Origin of the sequence: Actinokineospora sp. UTMC 2448, from assembly GCF_024760565.1 — a bacterium.
In the GTDB taxonomy this organism is placed as follows: Bacteria; Actinomycetota; Actinomycetes; order Mycobacteriales; family Pseudonocardiaceae; genus Actinokineospora; species Actinokineospora fastidiosa.
Window position 1 is genome coordinate 5,555,171 of sequence record NZ_CP031087.1, and the last position, 21,179, is coordinate 5,576,349.

The 21,179-nt window shown below is 72.4% G+C and carries 15 protein-coding genes; 2 read left to right on the forward strand and 13 right to left on the reverse strand.

Translation table 11 applies throughout. The features are described 5' to 3' along the window. Positions 1–67 precede the first annotated feature (67 nt). Positions 68–2,203, forward strand: coding sequence for a glycogen debranching protein GlgX (gene glgX / locus Actkin_RS25310; protein WP_229787547.1), 2,136 nt, complete (start codon positions 68–70; stop codon positions 2,201–2,203). A gap of 199 nt (positions 2,204–2,402) precedes the next feature. Here glgX and Actkin_RS25315 read toward each other — a convergent pair whose 3' ends face one another. From Actkin_RS25315 to Actkin_RS25355, 9 genes are all read right to left on the reverse strand, one after another. Then, a complete protein-coding gene (locus tag Actkin_RS25315) occupies positions 2,403–2,939 on the reverse strand; it encodes an HAD domain-containing protein (RefSeq protein WP_258904497.1) in 537 nt (178 codons plus the stop codon). Beyond that, complete coding sequence (locus Actkin_RS25320) at positions 2,939–3,523, reverse strand: phosphoribosylanthranilate isomerase (RefSeq protein WP_189213482.1); 585 nt, start codon at positions 3,521–3,523, stop codon at positions 2,939–2,941. Before Actkin_RS25320 ends, Actkin_RS25315 begins: the two co-directional genes overlap by 1 nt. A 73-nt stretch (positions 3,524–3,596) precedes the next feature. Then, the gene (locus Actkin_RS25325; RefSeq protein WP_258904498.1) at positions 3,597–5,060 is read right to left on the reverse strand and encodes a neutral zinc metallopeptidase; all 1,464 of its coding nucleotides are present in this window, start codon (positions 5,058–5,060) and stop codon (positions 3,597–3,599) included. A gap of 74 nt (positions 5,061–5,134) precedes the next feature. Then, positions 5,135–6,511: a neutral zinc metallopeptidase gene (locus tag Actkin_RS25330; RefSeq protein WP_229787549.1), complete on the reverse strand. Its 1,377-nt coding sequence runs from the start codon at positions 6,509–6,511 to the stop codon at positions 5,135–5,137. A gap of 36 nt (positions 6,512–6,547) precedes the next feature. Then, positions 6,548–8,719 carry a 1,4-alpha-glucan branching protein GlgB gene (gene glgB / locus Actkin_RS25335; protein ID WP_258904499.1) on the reverse strand — a complete coding sequence of 724 codons (2,172 nt, stop codon included), beginning with the start codon at positions 8,717–8,719 and terminating at the stop codon, positions 6,548–6,550. Positions 8,720–8,725: 6 nt separating this feature from the next. Then, entirely contained in the window at positions 8,726–9,151 is a 426-nt protein-coding gene (locus Actkin_RS25340; protein ID WP_189213485.1) for a CBS domain-containing protein, read from the reverse strand. A 107-nt stretch (positions 9,152–9,258) separates the two neighbouring features. After that, positions 9,259–10,608 carry a maltokinase N-terminal cap-like domain-containing protein gene (locus tag Actkin_RS25345; RefSeq protein WP_189213486.1) on the reverse strand — a complete coding sequence of 450 codons (1,350 nt, stop codon included), beginning with the start codon at positions 10,606–10,608 and terminating at the stop codon, positions 9,259–9,261. After that, positions 10,605–12,398, reverse strand: coding sequence for a maltose alpha-D-glucosyltransferase (treS, locus tag Actkin_RS25350; protein WP_189213487.1), 1,794 nt, complete (start codon positions 12,396–12,398; stop codon positions 10,605–10,607). The genes Actkin_RS25345 and treS overlap by 4 nt, the downstream gene beginning before the upstream one ends. Positions 12,399–12,511: 113 nt before the next feature. Then, on the reverse strand, positions 12,512–14,479 hold the full coding sequence (locus Actkin_RS25355; protein ID WP_229787551.1) for an alpha-1,4-glucan--maltose-1-phosphate maltosyltransferase: 1,968 nt from the start codon (positions 14,477–14,479) through the stop codon (positions 12,512–12,514). Between the two features lie 268 nt (positions 14,480–14,747). On the opposite strand from Actkin_RS25355, the gene glgP reads away from it, so the two are divergent. Next, the gene (gene glgP / locus Actkin_RS25360; protein ID WP_258904500.1) at positions 14,748–17,291 is read left to right on the forward strand and encodes an alpha-glucan family phosphorylase; all 2,544 of its coding nucleotides are present in this window, start codon (positions 14,748–14,750) and stop codon (positions 17,289–17,291) included. On the opposite strand, the gene Actkin_RS25365 is transcribed toward glgP, so the two are convergent. From Actkin_RS25365 to Actkin_RS25380, 4 genes are all read right to left on the reverse strand, one after another. Continuing rightward, the gene (locus tag Actkin_RS25365) at positions 17,292–18,386 is read right to left on the reverse strand and encodes a hypothetical protein (RefSeq protein ID WP_258904501.1); all 1,095 of its coding nucleotides are present in this window, start codon (positions 18,384–18,386) and stop codon (positions 17,292–17,294) included. 381 nt (positions 18,387–18,767) lie between these two features. Next, positions 18,768–19,733 (reverse strand): tetratricopeptide repeat protein, encoded by a 966-nt coding sequence (locus Actkin_RS25370; protein ID WP_189213491.1) that lies wholly within the window; start codon positions 19,731–19,733, stop codon positions 18,768–18,770. Positions 19,734–19,965: 232 nt separating this feature from the next. Beyond that, a complete protein-coding gene (locus Actkin_RS25375) occupies positions 19,966–20,844 on the reverse strand; it encodes an SCO6745 family protein (protein ID WP_258904502.1) in 879 nt (292 codons plus the stop codon). A gap of 10 nt (positions 20,845–20,854) precedes the next feature. Then, complete coding sequence (locus Actkin_RS25380) at positions 20,855–21,151, reverse strand: MTH1187 family thiamine-binding protein (RefSeq protein WP_189213493.1); 297 nt, start codon at positions 21,149–21,151, stop codon at positions 20,855–20,857. Positions 21,152–21,179: the final 28 nt, after the last annotated feature.

Consider the following 21,179-nt stretch of genomic DNA (forward strand, 5'->3'; position numbering starts at 1 on the left):
CGGGCGGAACCGGCCACTCGGGTGCGGGGAATCGATCACGCCGCCCGGTTGAGACAGGATGGGGGGCGTGGCTTATTCGGACTCGCGCCTGCTGCCCGGTCACCCGTTCCCGCTCGGGGCCCACCCGGAGGCGGGCGGCGTGCGCTTCGCCGTCGCCTCGTCGGTGGCCGACGCCGTCGAGGTGTGCCTGATCGGCCAGGACGACGACGGCAACCCGGTCGAGCAGCGCGTCGAGCTGACCGAGCGCACGTTCGGCATCTGGCACGGCGTCGTCGCGGGCATCACCCCTGGTCAGCGCTATGGATTCCGCGTGCACGGGCCGTATGAGCCCGCGCGCGGGCTGCGCTGCAACCCCGCCAAGCTGCTGGTCGACCCGTACGCGCGGCGGATCACCGGGTCGGTGCGCGACCTCGGCGCGACCCGCAGCCACCGCGGCGACCCGATGACCGGGCCGCCGTCGCGGATCGACTCGCTGGGGTCGGTGCCGCTGTCGGTCGTCACCTCCCCCGGCGGGCCGCACACCGGGCTGGCGCCGGAGGTGCCGTACGAGGAGTCGGTGATCTGCGAGCTGCACGTGCGCGGGTTCACCCGGCTGCACCCGGACGTGCCCAAGAACCTGCGCGGCACGTACCTGGGCCTGGCGCACCCCGCGGTCGTGGAGTACCTGCAGCGGCTCGGGGTGACGGCGGTGGAGCTGCTGCCCGTGCACTCCTACGCCGACGAGCCGCTGCTGCTGCGCTCCGGCAGGCACAACTACTGGGGTTACTCGACGCTGGGCTACCTCGCCCCGCACGCGGGGTACGCCAGCAGGCCGGGGCACGAGGTCGAGGAGTTCCGCACGATGGTCGCCGCCCTGCACGCGGCGGGCATCGAGGTGATCCTCGACGTGGTGTTCAACCACACCTGCGAGGGCGGGGTCGCCGGGCCGACGCTGTCGTACCGGGGGCTGGACGCGCCCGCGTACTACCTGCTGGACGACCAGGGCCGCGACATCGACCTCACCGGCTGCGGCAACACCCTCGACCCGGGCTCGCCCACGGTCGTGCGGCTGGTGCTGGACTCGCTGCGCTACTTCGCGGGCGAGATGGGCGTCGACGGGTTCCGGTTCGACCTGGCCTCGGCGATGGGCCGCCCGCGCGGGGGCGGGTTCGACCCGCACTCCGCGCTGCTCACCGCGATCGCCACCGACCCGCTGCTGTCGCGGCGCAAGCTGATCGCCGAGCCGTGGGACGCCACCGGCGAGGGCTACCGGGTCGGCGGGTTCGGCGTGCAGTGGGCGGAGTGGAACGGCCGCTTCCGCGACGGCGTGCGCGACTTCTGGCGCGGCGCGACCGGGGTGCGCGACCTGGCGTACCGGCTGTCGGGCTCGTCGGACCTCTACGCCGCGAACGGGCGGCGGCCGTGGGCGTCGGTCAACTTCGTCACCGCCCACGACGGCTTCACCCTGCGCGACCTCGTGTCGTACGACCACAAGCACAACCACGAGAACGGCGAGCACAACGCCGACGGCACGAACGACAACCGCTCGTGGAACTGCGGGGCGGAGGGCGAGACGCAGGACCCGGCCGTGCTGGCCCTGCGCGACCGGCAGGCCCGCAACCTGCTGGGGACGCTGCTGCTGTCTACCGGCATCCCGATGCTGGTGGCGGGCGATGAGCGCTGGCGCACCCAGCACGGCAACAACAACCCGTACTGCCTGGACAACCAGACGTCGTGGGTGGACTGGAGCCATTCGGAGCGCTCGGCGGGCATGCTGGCGTTCACCCGGCGGCTGACGGCCCTGCGCGCTGCCTCACCCGCGCTGCGCCAGCCGGAGTTCTTCGACGGCCGCCCGACCCGCTCCGGCGAGCCCGACCTGGTCTGGTTCCGCGACGACGGCACCCCGATGACCGACGCCGACTGGTTCGACGACTCCCGCCGCACCCTGGGCATGTGGATCGACGGCTCGGAGTGCCTCTCCCGCGACCGCGAAGGCGAACTCGTCGCCGACGACTCGTGGCTGCTGATCCTGCACTCGGGCCCGGAACCGGTGAAGTTCACCCTGCCCGCGGACCGCTACGGCCGCTGCTTCGTCCCCGAACTCGACAGCACCACCCCGTCCGGCCTGCCGAGGAACACCGACCCCCTGGCCCCCGCCACCGTCCTCAAACTGGGCCCCCACACCCTCCACCTACTCCGCGCCCCCCGAGTCGACCCGTCCTGATCCCAGATGATCAGACCATCTGGGTTGCGAGCCTCAGATGATCAGACCATCTGACCCGCCAGTTCCAGATGATCAGCCCATCCGAGCGGCCATTTCAGATGATCAGATCATCCGTGCGGCCAGTTCCGGATGCTCTCGTCATCTGACCGGTCGTTTCAGATGGCGTCGCCATCCGGGCGCGCGGTCTCGGATGAGCTGATCATCTGAAGCGCCAGCTCAGATGATCAGCGCATATGATGCGATCATGTGAGTGGCCAGCCTTGACGGCGGCTACCCACCGCGCGAGGTGGGCGAGGTCCCCCGTGGTGAGCCCGCAGGCCGGGTCGACGCGGTGGAGCAGCGCGGGGCTCCGGTGGTGCTCGGCGACCCAGGCGCGGTCGGCGTCGGTGATCTCGTCGTCGACCCAGATGAAGGGCCGTCCGGCCGACCGCTCCACGAGCGGGCGGGTCTTCCAGTGCAACCCGAACCAGGCGTCGACGCCGTCCCGGCGCGGGTCGGGCCAGTCCACCACCGCAAGGTCGGGCAGGCCGAGCACCGGGGCGACGCGTTCGTTCGCGTCCGCCATCCAGGTGGTCGCCCACACCAGGGTGCACCCGAGCGCCAGCAGCGGCGGGCCGAGGCCGGGGTCGATCCGGTTCAGGAGCGGGTTCGCGGCGTCGGCGGGGCCGTGCTCCACCGAATCGCCGCCGAACGGGATGAGCGGGCCGTCGACGTCGAGGTACAGCAGGGGGCGCATCAGCCCTTGGCGGCGGCGACGAAGTCCCTGATCATGGCCGGGTCCTTGACGCCCCGACGGGCCTCGACGCCGCTGGAGACGTCGACACCCCAGGGGTGGGCCTCGGCGATGGCGGTGGCGACGTTGGCGGGGGTGAGCCCGCCCGCGAGGAGCCAGTCGCCGGTGGGGAGGTCCATGCCGGTGAGGTCCCAGCGCTCGCCGGAGCCGGGGATGGCCGAGTCGAGCAGGAGCATGTGCTCGCCGAACGCGCCGACCTTGATGTCGGTGTCGCGGGACAGGGCGGTGGCCCGGATCAGGCGGTGGTCCGGGAAGTGGGCGAACGCCTCGCGCGGGTAGTCGCCGTGCAACTGCACGGCGCGCACCCCCGCCTCCGCCGCCACCTCGGCCGCGCGCTCGGCGGGCAGGTCGCGGAACACGCCCACGGTGAGCACCGAGTCCGGGATCGCCTCGGCCAGCGCGCGGGCCGCGGCGGGCTCGACCTGCCGGGGACTGCGCGCGAACACGAAGCCGATCGCGTCGGCCCCCGCGGACACGGCGGCCTCGACGTCGGCGGCGGTCTTCAAGCCGCACACCTTCACGAACACGCCGTCAAGACTAGCCGGTGACGCCCGTGCGGCCTTCTCCCCACCGACCCCGGAAAGGCGACCCGCGCGCGTCCTAGGCGGAGAAGGCCCGTGCGCAGCCGTCGTCGCCCTCGAAGTAGCCGATGCGGAACGCCTCGACCCGGGCGAAGCCGGACGGCACCTGCTTGCCGGTCACGTCGGCGGCGATCAGGCTGTTGTCCTGCAGCAGCTCGGCCACGGCCTCGTCGAGGTCGCCGACCGCGATGTGCAGTCCACCGTCGCCCTCATCCGGGGTCTTGTCGACCCTGAGCTGGGCCCACGCGCCCACCAGGCACGCCGTCCGCAGCCCGGCCTTCTCACCCTCCAGCGGGGCACCCACACCCTTCTGGACCGCCAGCGCGTACCGCGACACGATCTCGGCGAACGCCGCGAAGTCACCGATCCCGTTGCCGTCGACACCCGGCTCCTCACCACGCTTCGGCGGCGAGGCGATCTTGACCAGCTCAGGGATGTCGGCAGCGACCGTATTGGTGTCCGGGCAGTAGCTCACCGGCGGCGTCCCCGCCGAGCCGCCGCAGCTCGCACCGTCCTGGCTGATCGTCGGCAGGTCCACCTCCGTGCCCTGGAAGGCGCTGGTGAGCGACTCCTCGAACAGCTCGAAGATCTTCGGGTCGGTGATGTCGGCCTCGCCGCTCACGTCCTGGTCGCTGACGCTGCGCTCCTGGGCGGCGATGCGGCCCTCGATCTCCGGCACGTCCATCCGCGCGCAGCGCTTCGGGCCCTCGGTGAAGCCCTCCTGGAAGGCGAACACCCGGTCGAAGGCCAGGCCGTGGGCGCCCTGCTCCTTGGCCGACAGGCCCGCGGGGTCGCGGATGAAGAACATCGTGGCCAGAGCCTGGTTCAGCCCGGTGCCGGTGTTCATCGTGAAGTGCTTGGCCTTGCCCTCGGCGACGTACCGGAAGAAGCCGCCCGCGTAGCAGTCGGCCTGCTGCTCCTTGACGATCGTCGGCGTGGCCTGGTTGATGTTGGACTTCTCGCCGAGCCGGAACTGGACCGCGTGGCCCATCTCGTGGGCCAGGACCGCGACCACCGACATCGGGCCGAACTGCTTGTCCAGCATCGGCAGCAGCTTGCCCCGGTCCCAGGCGATGCTGTCGTCCGCGCCGCAGTAGAAGGCGTTGACCAGGCCCTTGGTGCTGGTCCCGCACAGCTCGACCGGCTTGCCCGCCGAGTCGTAGGAGGCCAGCCGGGCGATCGGCTCGAACTTCTGCCCGTCGAAGTCGGCGGGCATGCGCTCGTTCCAGTAGTCGTAGAGGTCGGCGACGACGTTGACGGCCAGCCGGTCCATCTCGCCGCTGTCGGCGTTCTCGACCGCCAGCTCCGCGTCGGCAACGCCCTCGCGCGGGCCGGTCGGCGCGGAGTTGTCGATGGGCAGGCCGCCCGCCGTGCCCGCGTCCACGGCGCCCGCCGCGCGTGGCTGACCGGGCACGGCCTGGCCGCATCCGGCGATCACGGCCACCGCGAGCGCGGCGGCCACGGCCACCCTGTTCACCCTCATCCGGACACCTCGAACCCCTGCGATCAACACGAACGCCAGCACCCTACTGGTCGGTCGGCCGCGCCGGGGGCGGTTCAGCAGTCCCGGGCCCCGGAGACGAACCCCTTGCGGAAGAGCGTGACCCGGTCGAACCCCGTCTCGACGGACGCGCCGTCGACGTCGCGGGCCACGTAGTCGTAGTGCAGGAGCACCTGGATCGCCTCGTCCATGTCGCCCGGGGAGAGGAACTGCTGCTCGCGCTGGAACAGCGACCCGGTGAACGCCCCGGTCAGGCACACGGCGGCGCGCTGGGCCTCCGGCCCGGCCACCGGCTTGCCCGCCGCGGCCAGCGACGCCAGGGCGTAGCGGCTGGTGATCAGGGTGCCGGTGGCGTAGTCGCCGATCTCGTCGTGGATCTCCGGCAGCTCCTCGGCCACGTCGAGCTCGACGGCGGCGCCGTCGGGGCAGAACGCCACCGGGCCCTGCCTGTCGGGCGTGCAGGCGGGCTGGCCCTCGGTCTCGCGCACCTGCGGCTGCCGCCAGCCCGAGCCCGCGACCTCGGCGAAGTAGGTGTTGAGGCTCAGGGTGATCGATTCCACGATCTGCCCGAACTCCAGGTTGCCGCCGCGCGCGGCGTCACCGGCGTCGATGAAGCCGGAGAGGGTGAAGGTGCGGTTGTCGACGGTCATCTCCGAGCACAGCTTCACCCCGGACTCGTACCCGTCCAGGAACGCCGAGACCCGGTCGAACGCGTCGCCGTGCGCGCCGCGGTCGGTGGCCTCGGTGCCGATCGGGTCGCGGAAGCTGACCACCGCGGTCAGCGCGGAGTCGAGCTGGTCGTGCCCGAACTGCAGGTGCTCGGCGTTGCCGTCGACCACCCAGCGGATGAACGCGCCCGCGTAGCAGTCGGCCATCGCCTCGATGAGGATGGTCGGGAACCGCTCCGGGTCCGCCCGCCGCTCGGACAGGCCCGCGCCGGTGCGGTTCTGCACGGCGTGGCCCATCTCGTGGGCGAGCACGAGCATGACCGCCGCCTCGCCGAAGCGGTCCTTGAGCACGGGCAGCAGCGCCGCGCGGTCCCAGGCGATGATGTCGGCGGTCGGGCAGTAGAAGGCGTTGCCCTCGACCTCGACCGCGGAGTCGGTGCACGGCGGCTCGGGCGCGTCGGCGTCGGCGGTGTCGACGGAGTAGTAGCCGCCGCCGAGGTCGGTGAACTCCTTGCCGAACGTCTCCGGGAACCGCTCACCCCAGTACGTGCGCAGGTCCGCCACGACGGTCGCGGCCAGCCGGTCGATCTCCCCGCCGTCGGTGTTCTCCACGACCGACTTCGGGTCGACCCCGCCGGGCTGGTCCCGCGAGATCACCCGTCCCTGCGACACCGGCTCGCCGGGGACCGTCGTCGTGCACGCCACCACGGCCGCCGACAGCAGCAGCGGAACGGCCAGCCTGATCCCCCGTAAACGCCCTCGCACGTGCCCAGTGTGCCCGATGGGCGTATGCCGGATGGCCTATTCCTCCGGGACCAGCCACACCACGCCCTGCGGCGGGACGTTGAGCAGGGCCGACGCCGGGCGGCCGTGCCAGCTGATCTCCTGGGCCACGACCTCGCCGCCGTTGCCCACGCCCGAGCCGCCGTAGTCCGGGGAGTCGGTGTTGAGGACCTCGCGCCACCGGCCCGCGGTCGGCAGGCCGACCCGGTAGTCCCGGTACGGGATGCCCGCGAAGTTGGCCACGCAGGCGAGGGTGCCCCCGTCGCCGCAGCGCAGGAAGGTCACCACGTTGTTGCCGGAGTCGTTGGCGTCGATCCAGGAGAAGCCCTCGGGGCTGGTGTCGCAGGCGAACAGGGCGGGCTGCGCCCGGTACACCGCGTTCAGGTCGCGGACCAGCAGCTGGATGCCCGCGTGCAGGCGCTCCTCGGTCAGGTGCCAGTCCAGCGACCGGCTCTCCGACCACTCGCCGACCTGGCCGAACTCGCCGCCCATGAACAGCAGCTGCTTGCCGGGGTGGGCCCACATGTAGGCCAGGAGCGCGCGCAGGCCCGCGGCCTTGTTCCAGTCGTCGCCGGGCATGCGGTTCCACAGCGAGCCCTTGCCGTGCACGACCTCGTCGTGGGACAGCGGCAGCACGTAGTTCTCGCTCCAGGCGTACATCAGGGAGAACGTCAGCTCGTTGTGGTGGTACGAGCGGTGCACCGGGTCATGGCCGACGTAGCGGAGCGTGTCGTGCATCCAGCCCATGTTCCACTTGAAGCCGAAGCCGAGCCCGCCCAGGTGCGTCGGCCGGGTGACCCCGGGCCAGGCCGTGGACTCCTCGGCGATCATCATGACGCCGGGGTGGTGCTTGTAGACGGTGGCGTTGAGCTCCTGCAGGAACCGCACCGCGTCCAGGTTCTCCCGGCCGCCGTGCGCGTTGGGCAGCCACTCGCCCTCGTTGCGGGAGTAGTCCAGGTACAGCATCGAGGCGACCGCGTCCACCCGCAGGCCGTCGATGTGGAACTCCTCCAGCCAGAACAGCGCGTTGGCGACGAGGAAGTTGCGGACCTCGGTGCGGCCGAAGTCGAACACCAGCGTGCCCCAGTCCGGGTGCTCGCCGCGGCGCGGGTCGCCGTGCTCGTACAGCGGGGTGCCGTCGAAGCGGGCCAGCGCCCAGCTGTCGCGGGGGAAGTGCGCGGGCACCCAGTCGACCAGCACCCCGATGCCGCGCTGGTGCAGGTGGTCGACGAAGTGGCGGAAGTCGTCGGGCGAGCCGAACCGCGAGGTCGGCGCGTAGTAGGAGGTCACCTGGTAGCCCCACGACCCGCCGAACGGGTGCTCGGCGATCGGCAGCAGCTCGACGTGGGTGAAGTTGTGCTCGACGAGGTAGTCGGCCAGCTCGGTGGCCAGCTCGCGGTACCCGAGGCCCGGCCGCCACGAGCCGAGGTGCACCTCGTAGACGCTGACCGGCGCGGCGCTCCAGTCGGTGGCCGAGCGCAGCGCCATCCAGTCGGCGTCGCCCCAGACGTGCTCCGAAGTGGACACCACGGACGCGGTCGCGGGCGGGTGCTCGGTGGCGAAGGCCATCGGGTCGGCCTTCTCGTGCCACGACCCGTCGGCGGCGTGGATGCGGAACTTGTACCTGGTCCCCGGGGTCACCCCGGGCAGGAACAGCTCCCAGACCCCCGACGAGCCGAGCGAGCGCATCGGGTTGCCGCGCCCGTCCCAGCCGTCGAAGTCCCCGCACACCCTGACCCCGCGCGCGGTCGGCGCCCAGACCGCGAACGAGGTGCCCTCGACCCGCCCGGACGGGGTGTCGTAGGCGCGCACGTGCGCGCCGAGCACGTCCCACAGCCGCTCGTGCCTGCCCTCGCCGAACAGGTGCAGGTCCAGCTCACCGAGGGTGGGCAGCCAGCGGTAGGGGTCGTCGACGAGCACGACCTCGCCGGTGCCGTAGTCGACCTCGAAGAGGTACTCGGTGGGCGCCTCGGCCAGCACGGCCTCGAACAGCCCGTCGGCCACCTCGTCCATCTCGTGGCGACTGCCCTCGCCCGCCGTGCCGCCGACCAGGACCGCGACCGCCTTGGCGTGGGGGCGCAGGGCCCGGACGGCCACCCGGCCCGGTTGACCGGGCAGCGGGTGGACGCCGAGCAGCGAGTGCGGGTCGTGGTGGGCTCCGGCCAGCAGCCGGGCGAAGTCGTCACGCAACGGTGTTCACCCTTGTATATAGGAAGTCAACTGGTCGCGGTCGCTCTCCAACTGGCTGATGCGGCTCTTGACCACATCGCCGATGCTGACGATGCCGACCAGCGCGCCGCCGGAGAGCACCGGCATGTGCCGGATGCGGCGCTCGGTCATCACGCCCGCCAGCGAGTCGACGGTGTCACCCGGTTCGCAGGTGAACACCTCCGCGGTCATGATCTCGGCGACGGGCACGTCCAGCAGCCCGCCCCCGCGCTCGGCGAGCCCGCGCACGACGTCGCGCTCGGACACGATCCCCACCACCGTATCCCCGTCGACGACGACCAGCGCGCCGACGTTGTGCCGGGCCAGCTCGGCCAGCATGCCCGCCACCGTCAGCCCGGGGTCGACCGTGGCGACCGTCGAACCCTTGCTCCGCAGCACATCCGAGATCCGCATACGAGTTACCCCGATCCCGTCCGACGACACGTGAACGATCAGGTTAGCCACGTTCGGGCGGTCCGAGAACTCCCCGTCACCCACTTGCAGGCCTCCGACCTGCGGCATTATCCGGCCCTGCGCAATGCGGCGAGCGGGATGTCGAGCCAGTCCGGGCGGTGGCCCGCCTCGTACACGACCTCGTACACGGCCTTGTCCAGTTCCAACGCGCGCAGCAGCGCGGACTGCTCGCGGGGGTCGCCCGCGACCGCGGCGTAGCCGTCGCAGAAGGCCTCGCGGTTGCGGTCGGCCCACTCCAGCGCCCGGGTGAGCTGCTGGCGGTCCGGCTCGGTCCCGGCGAGCAGGTGCAGGGCGGCGTAGTCGAAGGAGCGCAGCATCCCGGCCACGTCGCGCAGCGGGGAGCGGGTGCGCAGCCGGTCGGCGGGGCTGGCCGCGGGCTCGCCCTCGAAGTCGATCAGCACCCAGCCCGTCGTGGTGCGCAGGGTCTGGCCGAGGTGCAGGTCGCCGTGCACCTGCTGGACGTCGACGCCGTCGAGCCCGCGCAGGGCGTCGAACGCCGCGCGCACCATCGGCTCGTGCTCGCCCAGCTCGGGCACCCGCGCCAGCGCGCGGTCGAGGCGCGCGTGCAGCTCGTCGACGGCGGCGCCGACCGCATCGGCGGGCATGCGCTCGGCGCCCAGCACCCTGGCCAGGTCGAGGTGCACCGTGGCCAGCGCCTCGCCGAGGCGTCCGGCCTCGCCCGCGAAGTCCCCGCCCACCTCGGCGGCGAACAGGTCGCCCTCGGCGAGCAGGTCGCGCACGCTGGCGGTGGCCGCTGCCCAGCCCTCGACCGAGTCGGCGAGGTAGCGCTGGGCGAAGCCGAGCACGAGCCCGTCCCAGCGCACCTCGGCGACCGGCTCGGCGACCTGCTCGCTGCCCGCGCGGAACAGCGCCCGGTGCAGCTCGACGTCGCGGTTGGGGCCCGGGGTCGGCCTGCGGAACAGCTTGAGGATGTAGTGGTAGCCGAAGATGATCGAGGTGTTGGACTGCTCCACCCCGATCGGCCGCGCCCGCAGCCCGGTGACCAGCCGGATGCCGGGCTCGGGCTGCCAGCTGATGCCCTCGGTCTCCCGGCCCGCGGCCATCAGGTCCAGCAGCAGGGCCATCAGCTCGGGGTCCTGGGTCGCCTCGTAGGCGTAGTCCCCGCCGACCCGCCCGATCCCGGCGTGCGCCAGGTGCTCGGGCAGCTCCGAGCGCAGCCCGATCAGCAGCTGGTAGGGCTCGGTCCCGCTGCCCTCGGCCGTGACGTCGACCAGCGCCTGGATGAGCGCGGGGTCGCCCGCGCCGAGCTGCGCCGCCGCGCGCACGTCGATCCGGGCGGGCCGCGACCCCTTGGCCGCGTACCAGCGCTGCCGGGGCAGCCACTCGGCCAGGTCGTCGGCCAGCGCGGCGACGACGTGCCGCGGGCGGGTCGTCATACGGGTTCGACCTCCTCTGTCCGGGTGCTGATCTGGAACCAGTAGAAGCCGTGGCCCGGCAGGGTCAGCAGATAAGGCAGTTCCCCGATCGCCGGGAAACGAACCCCGCCGGTCAGCTCCATCGGCACCCGGCCCCGGTACGGCGCCAGGTCCAGCTCCACCGGCTGGGGGAACCGCGAGAGGTTGTTGACGCAGAGGATGACGTCGTCGCCGTGGCGGCGCAGGTAGGCGAGCACGCTCGGGTTGGACGAGCCCAGCTCGGCGAAGTCGCCCAGGCCGAACGCCGTGTGCTGGGTGCGCACCTGCAGCATGCGGCGCGTCCAGTGCAGCAGCGACGAGGTGTTGTTCATCTGCGCCTCGACGTTGACCGCCTGGAACCCGTAGATCGGGTCCATGATCACCGGCAGGTACAGCCGCCCCGGGTCGGTGCGGGAGAACCCGGCGTTGCGGTCGGGCGACCACTGCATGGGCGTGCGGACGGCGTCGCGGTCGCCGAGCCAGATGTTGTCGCCCATCCCGATCTCGTCGCCGTAGTAGAGCACCGGGGAGCCGGGCAGGCTCAGCAGCAGCGCGGTGAACAGCTCCTGCTGGTTGCGGTCGTTGTCCAGCAGCGGGGCCAGCCGCCGCCGGATGCCGATGTTCGCCTTCATCCTCGGGTCCTTGGCGTACTCGGCGTACATGTAGTCGCGCTCCTCGTCGGTGACCATCTCCAGGGTCAGCTCGTCGTGGTTGCGCAGGAAGATCCCCCACTGGGCGTTGCGGGGGATGGCGGGGGTCTGGGCCAGGATCTCCGAGATCGGGAACCGCGACTCCCGGCGCACGGCCATGAAGATGCGCGGCATCAGCGGGAAGTGGAACGCCATGTGGCACTCGTCGCCGCCGGTGGCCGGGTCGCCGAAGTACTCGACCACGTCGGCGGGCCACTGGTTGGCCTCGGCCAGCAGCACGCGGCCGGGGTACTCGTCGTCGACGACCTTGCGGCAGCGGCGCAGGAACTCGTGCGTGCGCGGCAGGTTCTCGCAGTTGGTGCCCTCCTCCTCGAACAGGTAGGGCACCGCGTCCAGCCGGAACCCGTCGATGCCCAGGTCCAGCCAGAACCGCAGCACGTCCAGCATCGCCTCCTGGACCTCGGGGTTCTCGTAGTTGAGGTCGGGCTGGTGGGCGAAGAACCGGTGCCAGTAGAACTGCCCGCGCACCGGGTCGAAGGTCCAGTTCGACGTCTCGGTGTCGACGAAGATGATCCGCGCGTCGGCGTACTGCTCGTCGTTGTCGCTCCAGACGTAGAAGTCGCCGTAGGGCCCCTCGGGGTTGTTGCGCGACTCCTGGAACCACGGGTGGGCGTCGGAGGTGTGGTTGAGCACCAGGTCGGTGATCACCCGGATGCCCCGCTTGTGCGCCTGGTCGAGCAGGTACACGAAGTCCTCGACGGTGCCGAACTCGGGCAGGATCGCCCGGAAGTCGCTGATGTCGTAGCCGCCGTCGCGCAGCGGGGAGGCGTAGAACGGCGGCAGCCACAGGCAGTCCACGCCGAGCCATTGCAGGTAGTCCAGTTTGTCGGCGAGGCCGCGCAGGTCTCCGGTGCCGTTGCCGTCGGAGTCGTTGAACGCGCGGACCAGCACCTCGTAGAAGACGGCCGTCTTATACCAGTGCGGGTCCTCCGGCGCTTGTCGGGCGTGGTCGAAGTCCTCCGACTGGGGCTCGGTGAGGTGACCGTCGGCGGTCAGGCCCTCTCCGGTGTGCGGGATTCCTTCCAGGCCCAGGGCAGCGTCCGGGGCAGCGGGGTGCGTCATGTGTCGCCTTTTGTCACCGTCGTCGTTGGCCGGTGGTGTGTCCGATGGGGTGGTATCCCCCCATTGTCAGGCAGGGGGCGCTTCCCCGCAGTCTTGATCGCCCGCGACCGCCGCTAGCGTCGGATGTGGACGATGTGCGCCACCGACCGCCACGGCTCCAGCCGCACGTAGTTGGCCCCGCCCCAGTCCCAGGTCTGCCCGCTGACCTCGTCGTAGGCGGGGTGCAGGCGGTTCGGGTCGAGGTCCAGCGCGGCCAGGTCGAGCCAGAGCGTGCCCTCCTGCGGCACGTGCGGGTCCAGGGTGACCACGGTGACGACCGTGTCCCCGCTGGCCGGGTCGACCTTGGAGTAGGCGATCAGCGCGTCGTTGTCGATGTGGTGGAAGTGCAGCGTGCGCAACTGCTGCAGCGCGGGGTGCACCCGGCGGATGGCGTTGAGCCGGGTGATCCACGGCTGCAGCGAGCGGCCCTGGGCCAGCGCCGCGGCGTAGTCCCTCGGGCGGAGCTGGTACTTCTCCGAGTCCAGGTACTCCTCGCTGCCCTCGCGGACCGCCTGGCCCTCGAACAGCTCGAAGCCGGAGTACACACCCCAGGTCGGCGACATCGTGGCGGCCAGCGCCGCCCGGATGGCGAACATCGCGGGCCCGCCGTGCTGCAGCGAGGCGTGCAGGATGTCCGGGGTGTTGACGAACAGGTTCGGCCGGGCCTCGTCGAGGTGCCCGACGACCTCCATGCCGAAGTCGATCAGCTCCTGCTTGGTCGTCCGCCAGGTGAAGTACGTGTAGGACTGGGTGAACCCGAGCCTGGCCAGCCCGTAGAGCCGGGCGGGCCGGGTGAACGCCTCGGACAGGAACAGCACGTCGGAGGCGACCGCCTTCACCTCGCGGATCAGCCACTCCCAGAAGTCCGGCGGCTTGGTGTGCGGGTTGTCGACCCGGAAGATCCGCACCCCGTGCTCGACCCACAGCAGCACGACCCGCAGCACCTCGGCGTAGAGCCCGGCGGGGTCGTTGTCGAAGTTGAGCGGGTAGATGTCCTGGTACTTCTTCGGCGGGTTCTCCGCGTAGGCGATGGACCCGTCGGGGCGGGTGGTGAACCACTCCGGGTGCTCGGTGACCCACGGGTGGTCGGGCGCGCACTGCAGGGCCAGGTCGAGCGCGACCTCCAGGTCCAGCTCCTTGGCCCGGGCGACGAAGGCGTCGAAGTCGGCGAAGGTGCCCAGCTCCGGGTGGATCGCGTCGTGCCCGCCCTCGGCCGCGCCGATGGCCCACACCGAGCCGACGTCCTCGGGCACGGAGACCACGCTGTTGTTGGGGCCCTTGCGGTTGACTCGGCCGATCGGGTGGATCGGCGGCAGGTACACCACGTCGAAGCCCATGTCGGCGATGCGGTCGAGCTCGCCGATCGCGGTCCGGAAGGTGCCGTGCACGGCCTTTCCGGACTCGTCGACCCCGCCGGTCGAGCGCGGGAAGAACTCGTACCACGACCCGTACAGCGCGGTCTTGCGGTCGACCCAGACCTGGTGGACCTTGCCCTTGGTGATCAGCTCGCGGACCGGGTAGGCGGTCATGACCCGGTGCGTGGCCTCGGAGAGCGCCTCGGCGATGCGCGCGGCCAGCGGCATCGAGTCGTCGCGCAGGGCGCGGGCGGCGGAGATCAGCAGCTTGCGGTCGCCGTTGCGGTCCGGGCGCCTGCCCACCCGCTCGACGAGCCGGGCGCCGGTCTCCAGGTCGTTGGCCAGCTCGTCGGCGCCCTGCCCGGCGCCGACCTTCGCCTCCACCGCGTGCCGCCACGTCGACCACGGGTCGCTCCAGGCGTCCACGCGGAACGTCCACAGGCCCTCGCAGTCGGGGACGATCTCCGCCGCCCACCGGTCGAGCCCGACGCCGACGGGCTTCATGCGCGTGCTGCGCGAGACGGGATCCTGCGGGCCCCGCCACGAGACGGTGGCCGCCACGGCGTCGTGGCCTTCGCGCCATACCGTGGCCTGGATGGGGATGTGCTCGCCCACGACCGCCTTCGCGGGGTAACGGCCGCACGACACGACCGGGGAGACGTCATCGATGCCAAGCCGACCGCTCACTGAGCCGCCTCCCCGCAGTTGATCATGGTCGTCGTGCTGCGCAGGCCCGGTCCGGTCCGGAGCGTCGTTCCCCTGAGGTGCGGTCGGGAGGGCTGCCATTCCGCCGAGGTTGACAGAAGGTGTCTCACCGGTGCGCTCCTTAACTGGCTTGCACGGATCCCTGCCCCCTAGTCTGCCTTGCTCGATCCAGGCTCACACGACAACCCACCGCTCCTCGGCGCGCCCGGTGGGCTTGCCCGGGGCCGCTCTCGCGCTAGGGTCGTGTCGCGTGAGAGCCGTACGCCGATTCACCGTCCGTGCCGGACTGCCCGAGCCGCTGGCCGATCTCGGCATGCTCGCGACCAACCTGCGCTGGACGTGGCACCCGCCGACCCAGGACCTGTTCGCCGCGGTGGATCCCGACATCTGGGCCAGAGTGGGCGGCGACCCCCTGCACCTGCTCGCCCAGGTCCCCGCCGAGCGGCTGGAGTCGCTGGCCACCGACCCCGACTTCCTCGGCAGGGTGCGCGCGCTGTCCGACGAGCTGCGCGAGTACCTGACCGGCCCGCGCTGGTACCAGGAGCGCGCCCGCCGCGCGGCCGACGGCGCCAACGGCACCCGGCTGCCGAGGGCCATCGCGTACTTCTCCATGGAGTTCGGCGTCACCGAGGCGCTGCCCAACTACTCCGGCGGCCTCGGCGTGCTGGCGGGCGACCACCTGAAGGCGGCGTCCGACCTCGGCGTGCCGCTGATCGGCGTCGGCCTGCTCTACCGCTCCGGCTACTTCCGCCAGTCGCTCTCGCTCGACGGCTGGCAGATCGAGCACTACCCGGTGATCGACCCCAACGGCCTGCCGCTCGAGCCGCTGACCGAGCCCAGCGGCGCGCCGATCCTGGTGCACGTGGCCATGCCCGGCGGGCGGGTGCTGCGGGCGCGGATCTGGAAGGCGCAGGTCGGCCGGGTCCCGCTGCTGCTGCTGGACTCCGACATCGAGGAGAACCCCGACGACCTGCGCAACGTCACCGACCGGCTGTACGGCGGCGACCAGGACCACCGCATCCGGCAGGAGATCCTGGCCGGGATCGGCGGCGTGCGGGCCGTGCGCGCGTACTGCGAGCTGAGCGGCACCCCGCAGCCGGAGGTGTTCCACACCAACGAGGGCCACGCGGGCTTCCTCGGCCTGGAGCGGCTGCGCGAGCTGGTGTCCGGCCGCGGGCTGGACTTCGACCAGGCGCTCTCCGCGGTGCGCGCGGGCACGGTGTTCACCACGCACACCCCGGTCCCGGCGGGCATCGACCGCTTCCCGGTCGACCTGGTGCAGTACTACTTCGGCGACGAGGCGCTGCTGCCCGGCATCGAGGTGCGGCGGGTGCTGGCGCTGGGCGCCGAGGACAACGCGGGCATGTTCAACATGGCGCACATGGGGCTGCGGCTGGCCCAGCGCGCCAACGGCGTGTCGAAGCTGCACGGCGCCGTCAGCCGGGAGATGTTCGGCGCGCTGTGGCCGGGTTTCGACACCGACGAGGTGCCGATCAGCTCGGTGACCAACGGCGTGCACGGGCCGACCTGGGCCGCCCGGGAGATCACCGCGCTGGCCGACTGGACCGACCCGACGGCGGGCCTGTCCGGGGTGAGCGACGCGGAGCTGTGGCAGATCCGCGGCACCCTGCGCGCCCGGCTGGTCGCCGAGGTGCGCCGCCGGGTCCGCGCCGCGTGGCTGCAGCGCGGTGCGTCGGCGCTGGAGCTGAACTGGACCGAGACCGTCTTCGACCCGGACGTGCTGACCGTCGGCTTCGCCCGGCGGGTACCGACCTACAAGCGCCTGACGCTCATGCTGCGCGACCCCGAGCGGCTGCGGTCGCTGCTGCTCAACCCCGACCGGCCGGTGCAGCTGGTCGTCGCGGGCAAGTCGCACCCGGCCGACGACGGCGGCAAGGCGCTGATCCAGCAGATCGTCCGGTTCGCCGACGACCCGAGGGTCCGGCACCGGATCGTCTTCCTGCCCGACTACGACATGTCGATGGCGCGGTTCCTCTACTGGGGCTGCGACGTGTGGCTGAACAACCCGATGCGCCCGCTGGAGGCGTGCGGCACGTCCGGCATGAAGGCCGCGCTCAACGGCGGGCTCAACCTGTCCATCCGGGACGGTTGGTGGGACGAGTTCTACGACGGCAGCAACGGCTGGGCGATCCCCACCGCCGACGGCGTCACCGACCCGGTCCGCCGCGACGACCTGGAGGCGGCCGCGCTGTACGAGCTGATGGGCTCGCAGGTGGCGCCGCTGTTCTACGACCGCGACGCCGCGGGCGTGCCGAGCCGCTGGCTGGCGATGGTCCGGCACACCCTCGACACGCTGGGGCCGAGGGTGCAGGCGTCCCGGATGGTCGGCGAGTACGTCGACAGCTACTACGGGCCCGCCGCGACCGCCGGGGTGCTGGCCGAGGCCGAGGACTTCCGCATGGCCCGCGACCTGGCCGACTACCGGCGCAGGCTCGCCGGGGCGTGGTCCTACGTGCGGGTCACGGGCTGCGAGCTGGGCATGGACGACGGGCACACGCCGGTGATCGGCGACCCGGTCGAGGTGCACGCGGTCGTGGACCTCGCCGGGCTGTCGCCGTCCGATGTGGAGGTGCAGGCGGTGATCGGCCGGGTCGGCGACACCGACGACCTGACCGACGTCGTCACCGCGCCGATGCGCCCGGCCGAGCACGGGCGGTACGTGACCGAGCTGCCGCTCCCGCACGCGGGCGCGCTCGGCGTCACCGTGCGGGTCCTGCCCAAGCACGACCTGCTGGCCACGCCCGCGGAGCTGGGCAAGGTCGTGCTGGCCTGATCAGGCCACCTCGAGCCGCGCCCTGGTGGCCCTGACCCTGGGCCACCACGGCGCGGTCCGCTCGGCCTCGTCGATGGCCTCGCGCGCGCCGCGGTTGTCGTGGTCGGCCATCCGGGCGCGGGCGAGGGTGACGAGGTCGTCGACGCGGCCGAGGCGGTCGTCGTTGGTCTCCAGCGACCGGCGGGCGAGGGTGATGGCCTGCCGGATGTCGCCGGTGAGCAGGGCGTGGTGGGCCTTGGTGCCGGTGAGCCTGTAGGCGGGGTAGCCGAGGGCCTCGGCGGCCTCGATCGCGTTCTGGGCGGTGGGCAGGCCGACGGCGGCGTCGAGCACCCCGGCCTCGACGGTGTCGCAGGCCAGCCCGGCCAGCGCGGCGAAGAACGGGGCGGCGTCGGCGGGCGACTGCTCGTCGATCATCGCCATGGCGAGCGCCAGCCCCTCGGCGTACCGCCCGCGCGCCTGGTGCACGAGCACGCGTGCGGCCCGCGCGGTCTTGAGTGTCGGGTACTGGTCCCTGAGCTGCTCGCACAGCCGGTCGGCGGTGTCGAGGTCACCGTCCATTGTGGCGTCCACGGCCTGCTTGACGACGGGCGCGGCCGCCAGCTGGGCGGCCTGGTCGCCGGTGAGGCGCAGCAGGTTGGCCAGCAGCCAGCCGGTGGAGGTCGCGGCGGGAGTCTTCCTGGGCACGAGCGCGTGCGCGACCGTCAGTCCACTGGCGACGGCGAGCACGACGCCCACCGCCGCCAGCCCCGCGGTCGCGGCGATCCCGGCGAGCGCGGAGCACAGCGCCGCACCCCACATCCGCCCCCGCACCGGCGCCCGCCCGGGCGCGATGGAGACGGACAGGAACACGGGCACCGCCCGCAGCACGACCACCCGCCGCGCGGACGACCAATCGGCCACCCGCGGCCCAACCCCGACCACGACGGTCCGCACGGACACCCCGAGCACGACGGCCCCGACCAGCATCCCGACCTGGAGCGCCAACAGCCCCGCCAGATACCCGCCGAGCGTGGCGAGCAGCCCCCACGCCACCTCCCCGGCGGAATCCGCGACAGCAACCGACACCACGAGACCCGCGACCAGGAGCCCCGTCATCGGGTGCAGCAGAACCCGCTTCACACGCCCGCCCTTCGCCCACACCGCGACCGCCCCGAGAGTAGCGATCAGCAGGCCGGGGGCGAGGCGCTTCCGCCGAACCCCGGGCTGTCGCAGGCGACCCGGACTCGACGGGGGCGCTGGTCAGCTCCGGCGGGCCTTCGCGTCGCGAGTCACCGGGGCCAGGCCGCGACCAACACGACCAAGAGCCCGCCCCCCAACAGCCGACCCGACCCGGACTCAGAAGGACGCCCTGCCCAGGCCCTGCCACCGATGCGCAGACAGCGATCAGCAACCAAGGCCAATCGGCAACCGAGGCTAGGGGCCTCCGATCGACCGACGCGCAGGCGGCTGGTCCGAGCCTTGGCAGGCTCGGACGGCTCAGAAGAGGGCGCTGGCCAGGTCGCGGCGGGCCTTGGCGACGCGGGGGTCGTCCGGGGCGAAGAGGTCGAACAGGCCGACCAGGTGGCCGCGGACCTTGTCGCGGTCGTCGCCCGAGGCTCGGCGGACGGCGGCGATGAGGCGGGTGAAGGCCTTCTCCACCTGATGGCCCGCCACCTCGAGGTCGGCCGCGGCCAGCTGCGCCTCGAAGTCGTCCGGCGAGGTGTCGGCGCGCACGATGACCGAGGGGTCGGTGGCCTGGGTGCGGGCCATGAAGCGGACCTGCGTCAGCGCGGCCGCGGCGTGCTCGTTGGCGGGCTCGGAGTCGAGGATGGCCTGGTAGGCGGCCTCGGCGGCGGCGTAGTCGCCGCGGTCGAGGGCGTCCTCGGCCGCGGTCAGCCTGGGGTCGTCGGGCTCGGGCTCGGCGGCCTCCTGGCCGCCCCCGGCGGCCTCGGCCTCGCGGATGCCGGGCAGGCGGTCGCGCAGCGCGTCGACGAGGCTGCCCAGCCACTGGCGCAGCTGCGGCTCCGGCGGGATGTCGCCGAACGCCTCGATCGGCTGGCCCGCGGCGACCGCGACGGTCATCGGGACCGCTTGGACCCCGAACAGCTGGGCCACGCGCGGGCTGGTCTCGATGTCGACCTTGGCCAGCCGCCACGCGCCGCCGAACTCGGCGGCCAGCTTCTCCAGCAGGGCGACCAGCTGCTGCGCCTGCCCCGACCAGCTCGCCCCCAACGCGACGATCACCGGCACCTGCATCGACGCCTCGACGACCTCGGCCTGGAACGTGGCCTCGGTCACATCGACGACGTGATCGCCTGCGGGCGCCTGCTGCTGCTTGCCCCCCGCGGGGGTCGTGCGGGCGGCGTCGGCACGGGCTTTGAGCGCGGAAAGGTCAACCGCCCTGGACAAAGCGGCGGAGAGCGCTGCGGTGTTGCGTGGGTCGGGCCTGGTCACGGTTTTCATCTTGGCATGCCGCAGTCCCGAAGGGGCTGCGGACTCCCACACCCACCGAACGCCGCCGCACGATCAGGCAACCACCGCCTGACCCACGACGACACCGGCCCCGACCCCGCGGGCGACGGCCACGCATCCACAGAACGTCCGCCCAACCTGCCGACCAGCGCGGCGCCACGCCGGGCGACCACCGGGAAACGCCACCGCCCGACGACCACCGCGGACCCGGCGGCCCCCCGGGCTATGTCTCGGCGACCAGGCGTTCGAGTTCGGTCTCCGGGGCCAGCGCCATCGGGTTGACGCGCATGGCCTCGTTGCCCCTGGCGATCCGCAGGGACAGCGGGGCCAGCAGGCGGACAAGGCGGGTGGTGGCCTCCGGGCCCAGGTGGTCCCACGGGGCCGCGGCCGCCTCGTCGGTCAGGACCTCGACCGTCTCGCGGACGGCGGCGCCGTCGGGGGTCAGGCCGGAGTCGTCCAGCAGGCCGCGTTCGGTGAGGCGGGTGCGGGCCGCCGTCCACTCCTCGACCGGCCAGTTGCGGGCCTGCTGCATGTACTCGGGTGTCAGGCCGTGCTCGGCGGCGAACAGCACCAGGGTCTCGCACGGGTCCAGCCCGGCAGTGACCAGCGCGGCGATGTGCCCGTCCCCGCGGGACTCGCGGAGGGTGGTCGCGGCCTGCCACAGCGTCAGGTGCGGCTCGGCCGGGAGCGGCAGGGCCGCGTTGGCCGCGCCCAGCGGGCGGCCCGCCGTCGGGGCCGCGCCCGCCGCCGCGACGACCAGTTCGGCCGCCTCGGCGAGGTCGTCGCCGGTCACCTCGTCGCCGAGCAGCCTGCGCAGGGCGCCGTCGACGCCGCTGAGCCGGGCGTCGAGGAACTGCGCGGGCGTGGCGATGTCCCACACCTCCGGCACCGCCCTGGCGACCCGCGACGGGTGGAAGTTGTAGAAGACGCTGGTGATCAGCCATTCCGGGGCCGCGCCGAGCGGGGCGGCGCGCATGCCGAAGTAGCCCATCCAGCCGCCCTTGCAGCCGAGCGCGTCGGCGGCGGCGCGGCTCTCCGGGGTGAAGTAGACGACGTCGTGGTAGGGCTCGAAGCACAGCCAGAGTTCGCGCGGCGTGGTCACCGCGCCGACATTACTCCGCCAGGTACTCCTCGACCCTGGCCACTTTCGCGGTCAGCTGGCCGGTGTGCCCCGGCCGGATGTCGGCCTTGAGCACGAGCGACACCCTCGGGTACTTGGCCAGCAGCACGTCGGTGGCCCGCCGCACCACGGCCATCACCTCGTCCCACTCGCCCTCGATCGTGGTGTACATGCTGGACAGCTCGTGCGGCAGACCGGACTCGCGGACGACCCGCACGGCCTCGGCCACCGCGCGGCCGACGTTCTCCGATTCCCCGCCGAGCGGGCTGACGCTGAACGCGACGAGCACGGGCACCTCCTGTCGGGATACGGCTGAC

Coding starts and splice junctions, on each gene's coding strand:
- Actkin_RS25345 (WP_189213486.1), bottom strand. CDS start 10,608: ATGACGACCCGCCCGCGGCACGTCGTCGCCGCGCTGGCCGACGACCTG.
- Actkin_RS25370 (WP_189213491.1), bottom strand. CDS start 19,733: ATGAAAACCGTGACCAGGCCCGACCCACGCAACACCGCAGCGCTCTCC.
- Actkin_RS25325 (WP_258904498.1), bottom strand. CDS start 5,060: ATGAGGGTGAACAGGGTGGCCGTGGCCGCCGCGCTCGCGGTGGCCGTG.
- Actkin_RS25365 (WP_258904501.1), bottom strand. CDS start 18,386: ATGACGGGGCTCCTGGTCGCGGGTCTCGTGGTGTCGGTTGCTGTCGCG.
- Actkin_RS25340 (WP_189213485.1), bottom strand. CDS start 9,151: ATGCGGATCTCGGATGTGCTGCGGAGCAAGGGTTCGACGGTCGCCACG.
- Actkin_RS25315 (WP_258904497.1), bottom strand. CDS start 2,939: ATGCGCCCCCTGCTGTACCTCGACGTCGACGGCCCGCTCATCCCGTTC.
- treS (WP_189213487.1), bottom strand. CDS start 12,398: ATGACGCACCCCGCTGCCCCGGACGCTGCCCTGGGCCTGGAAGGAATC.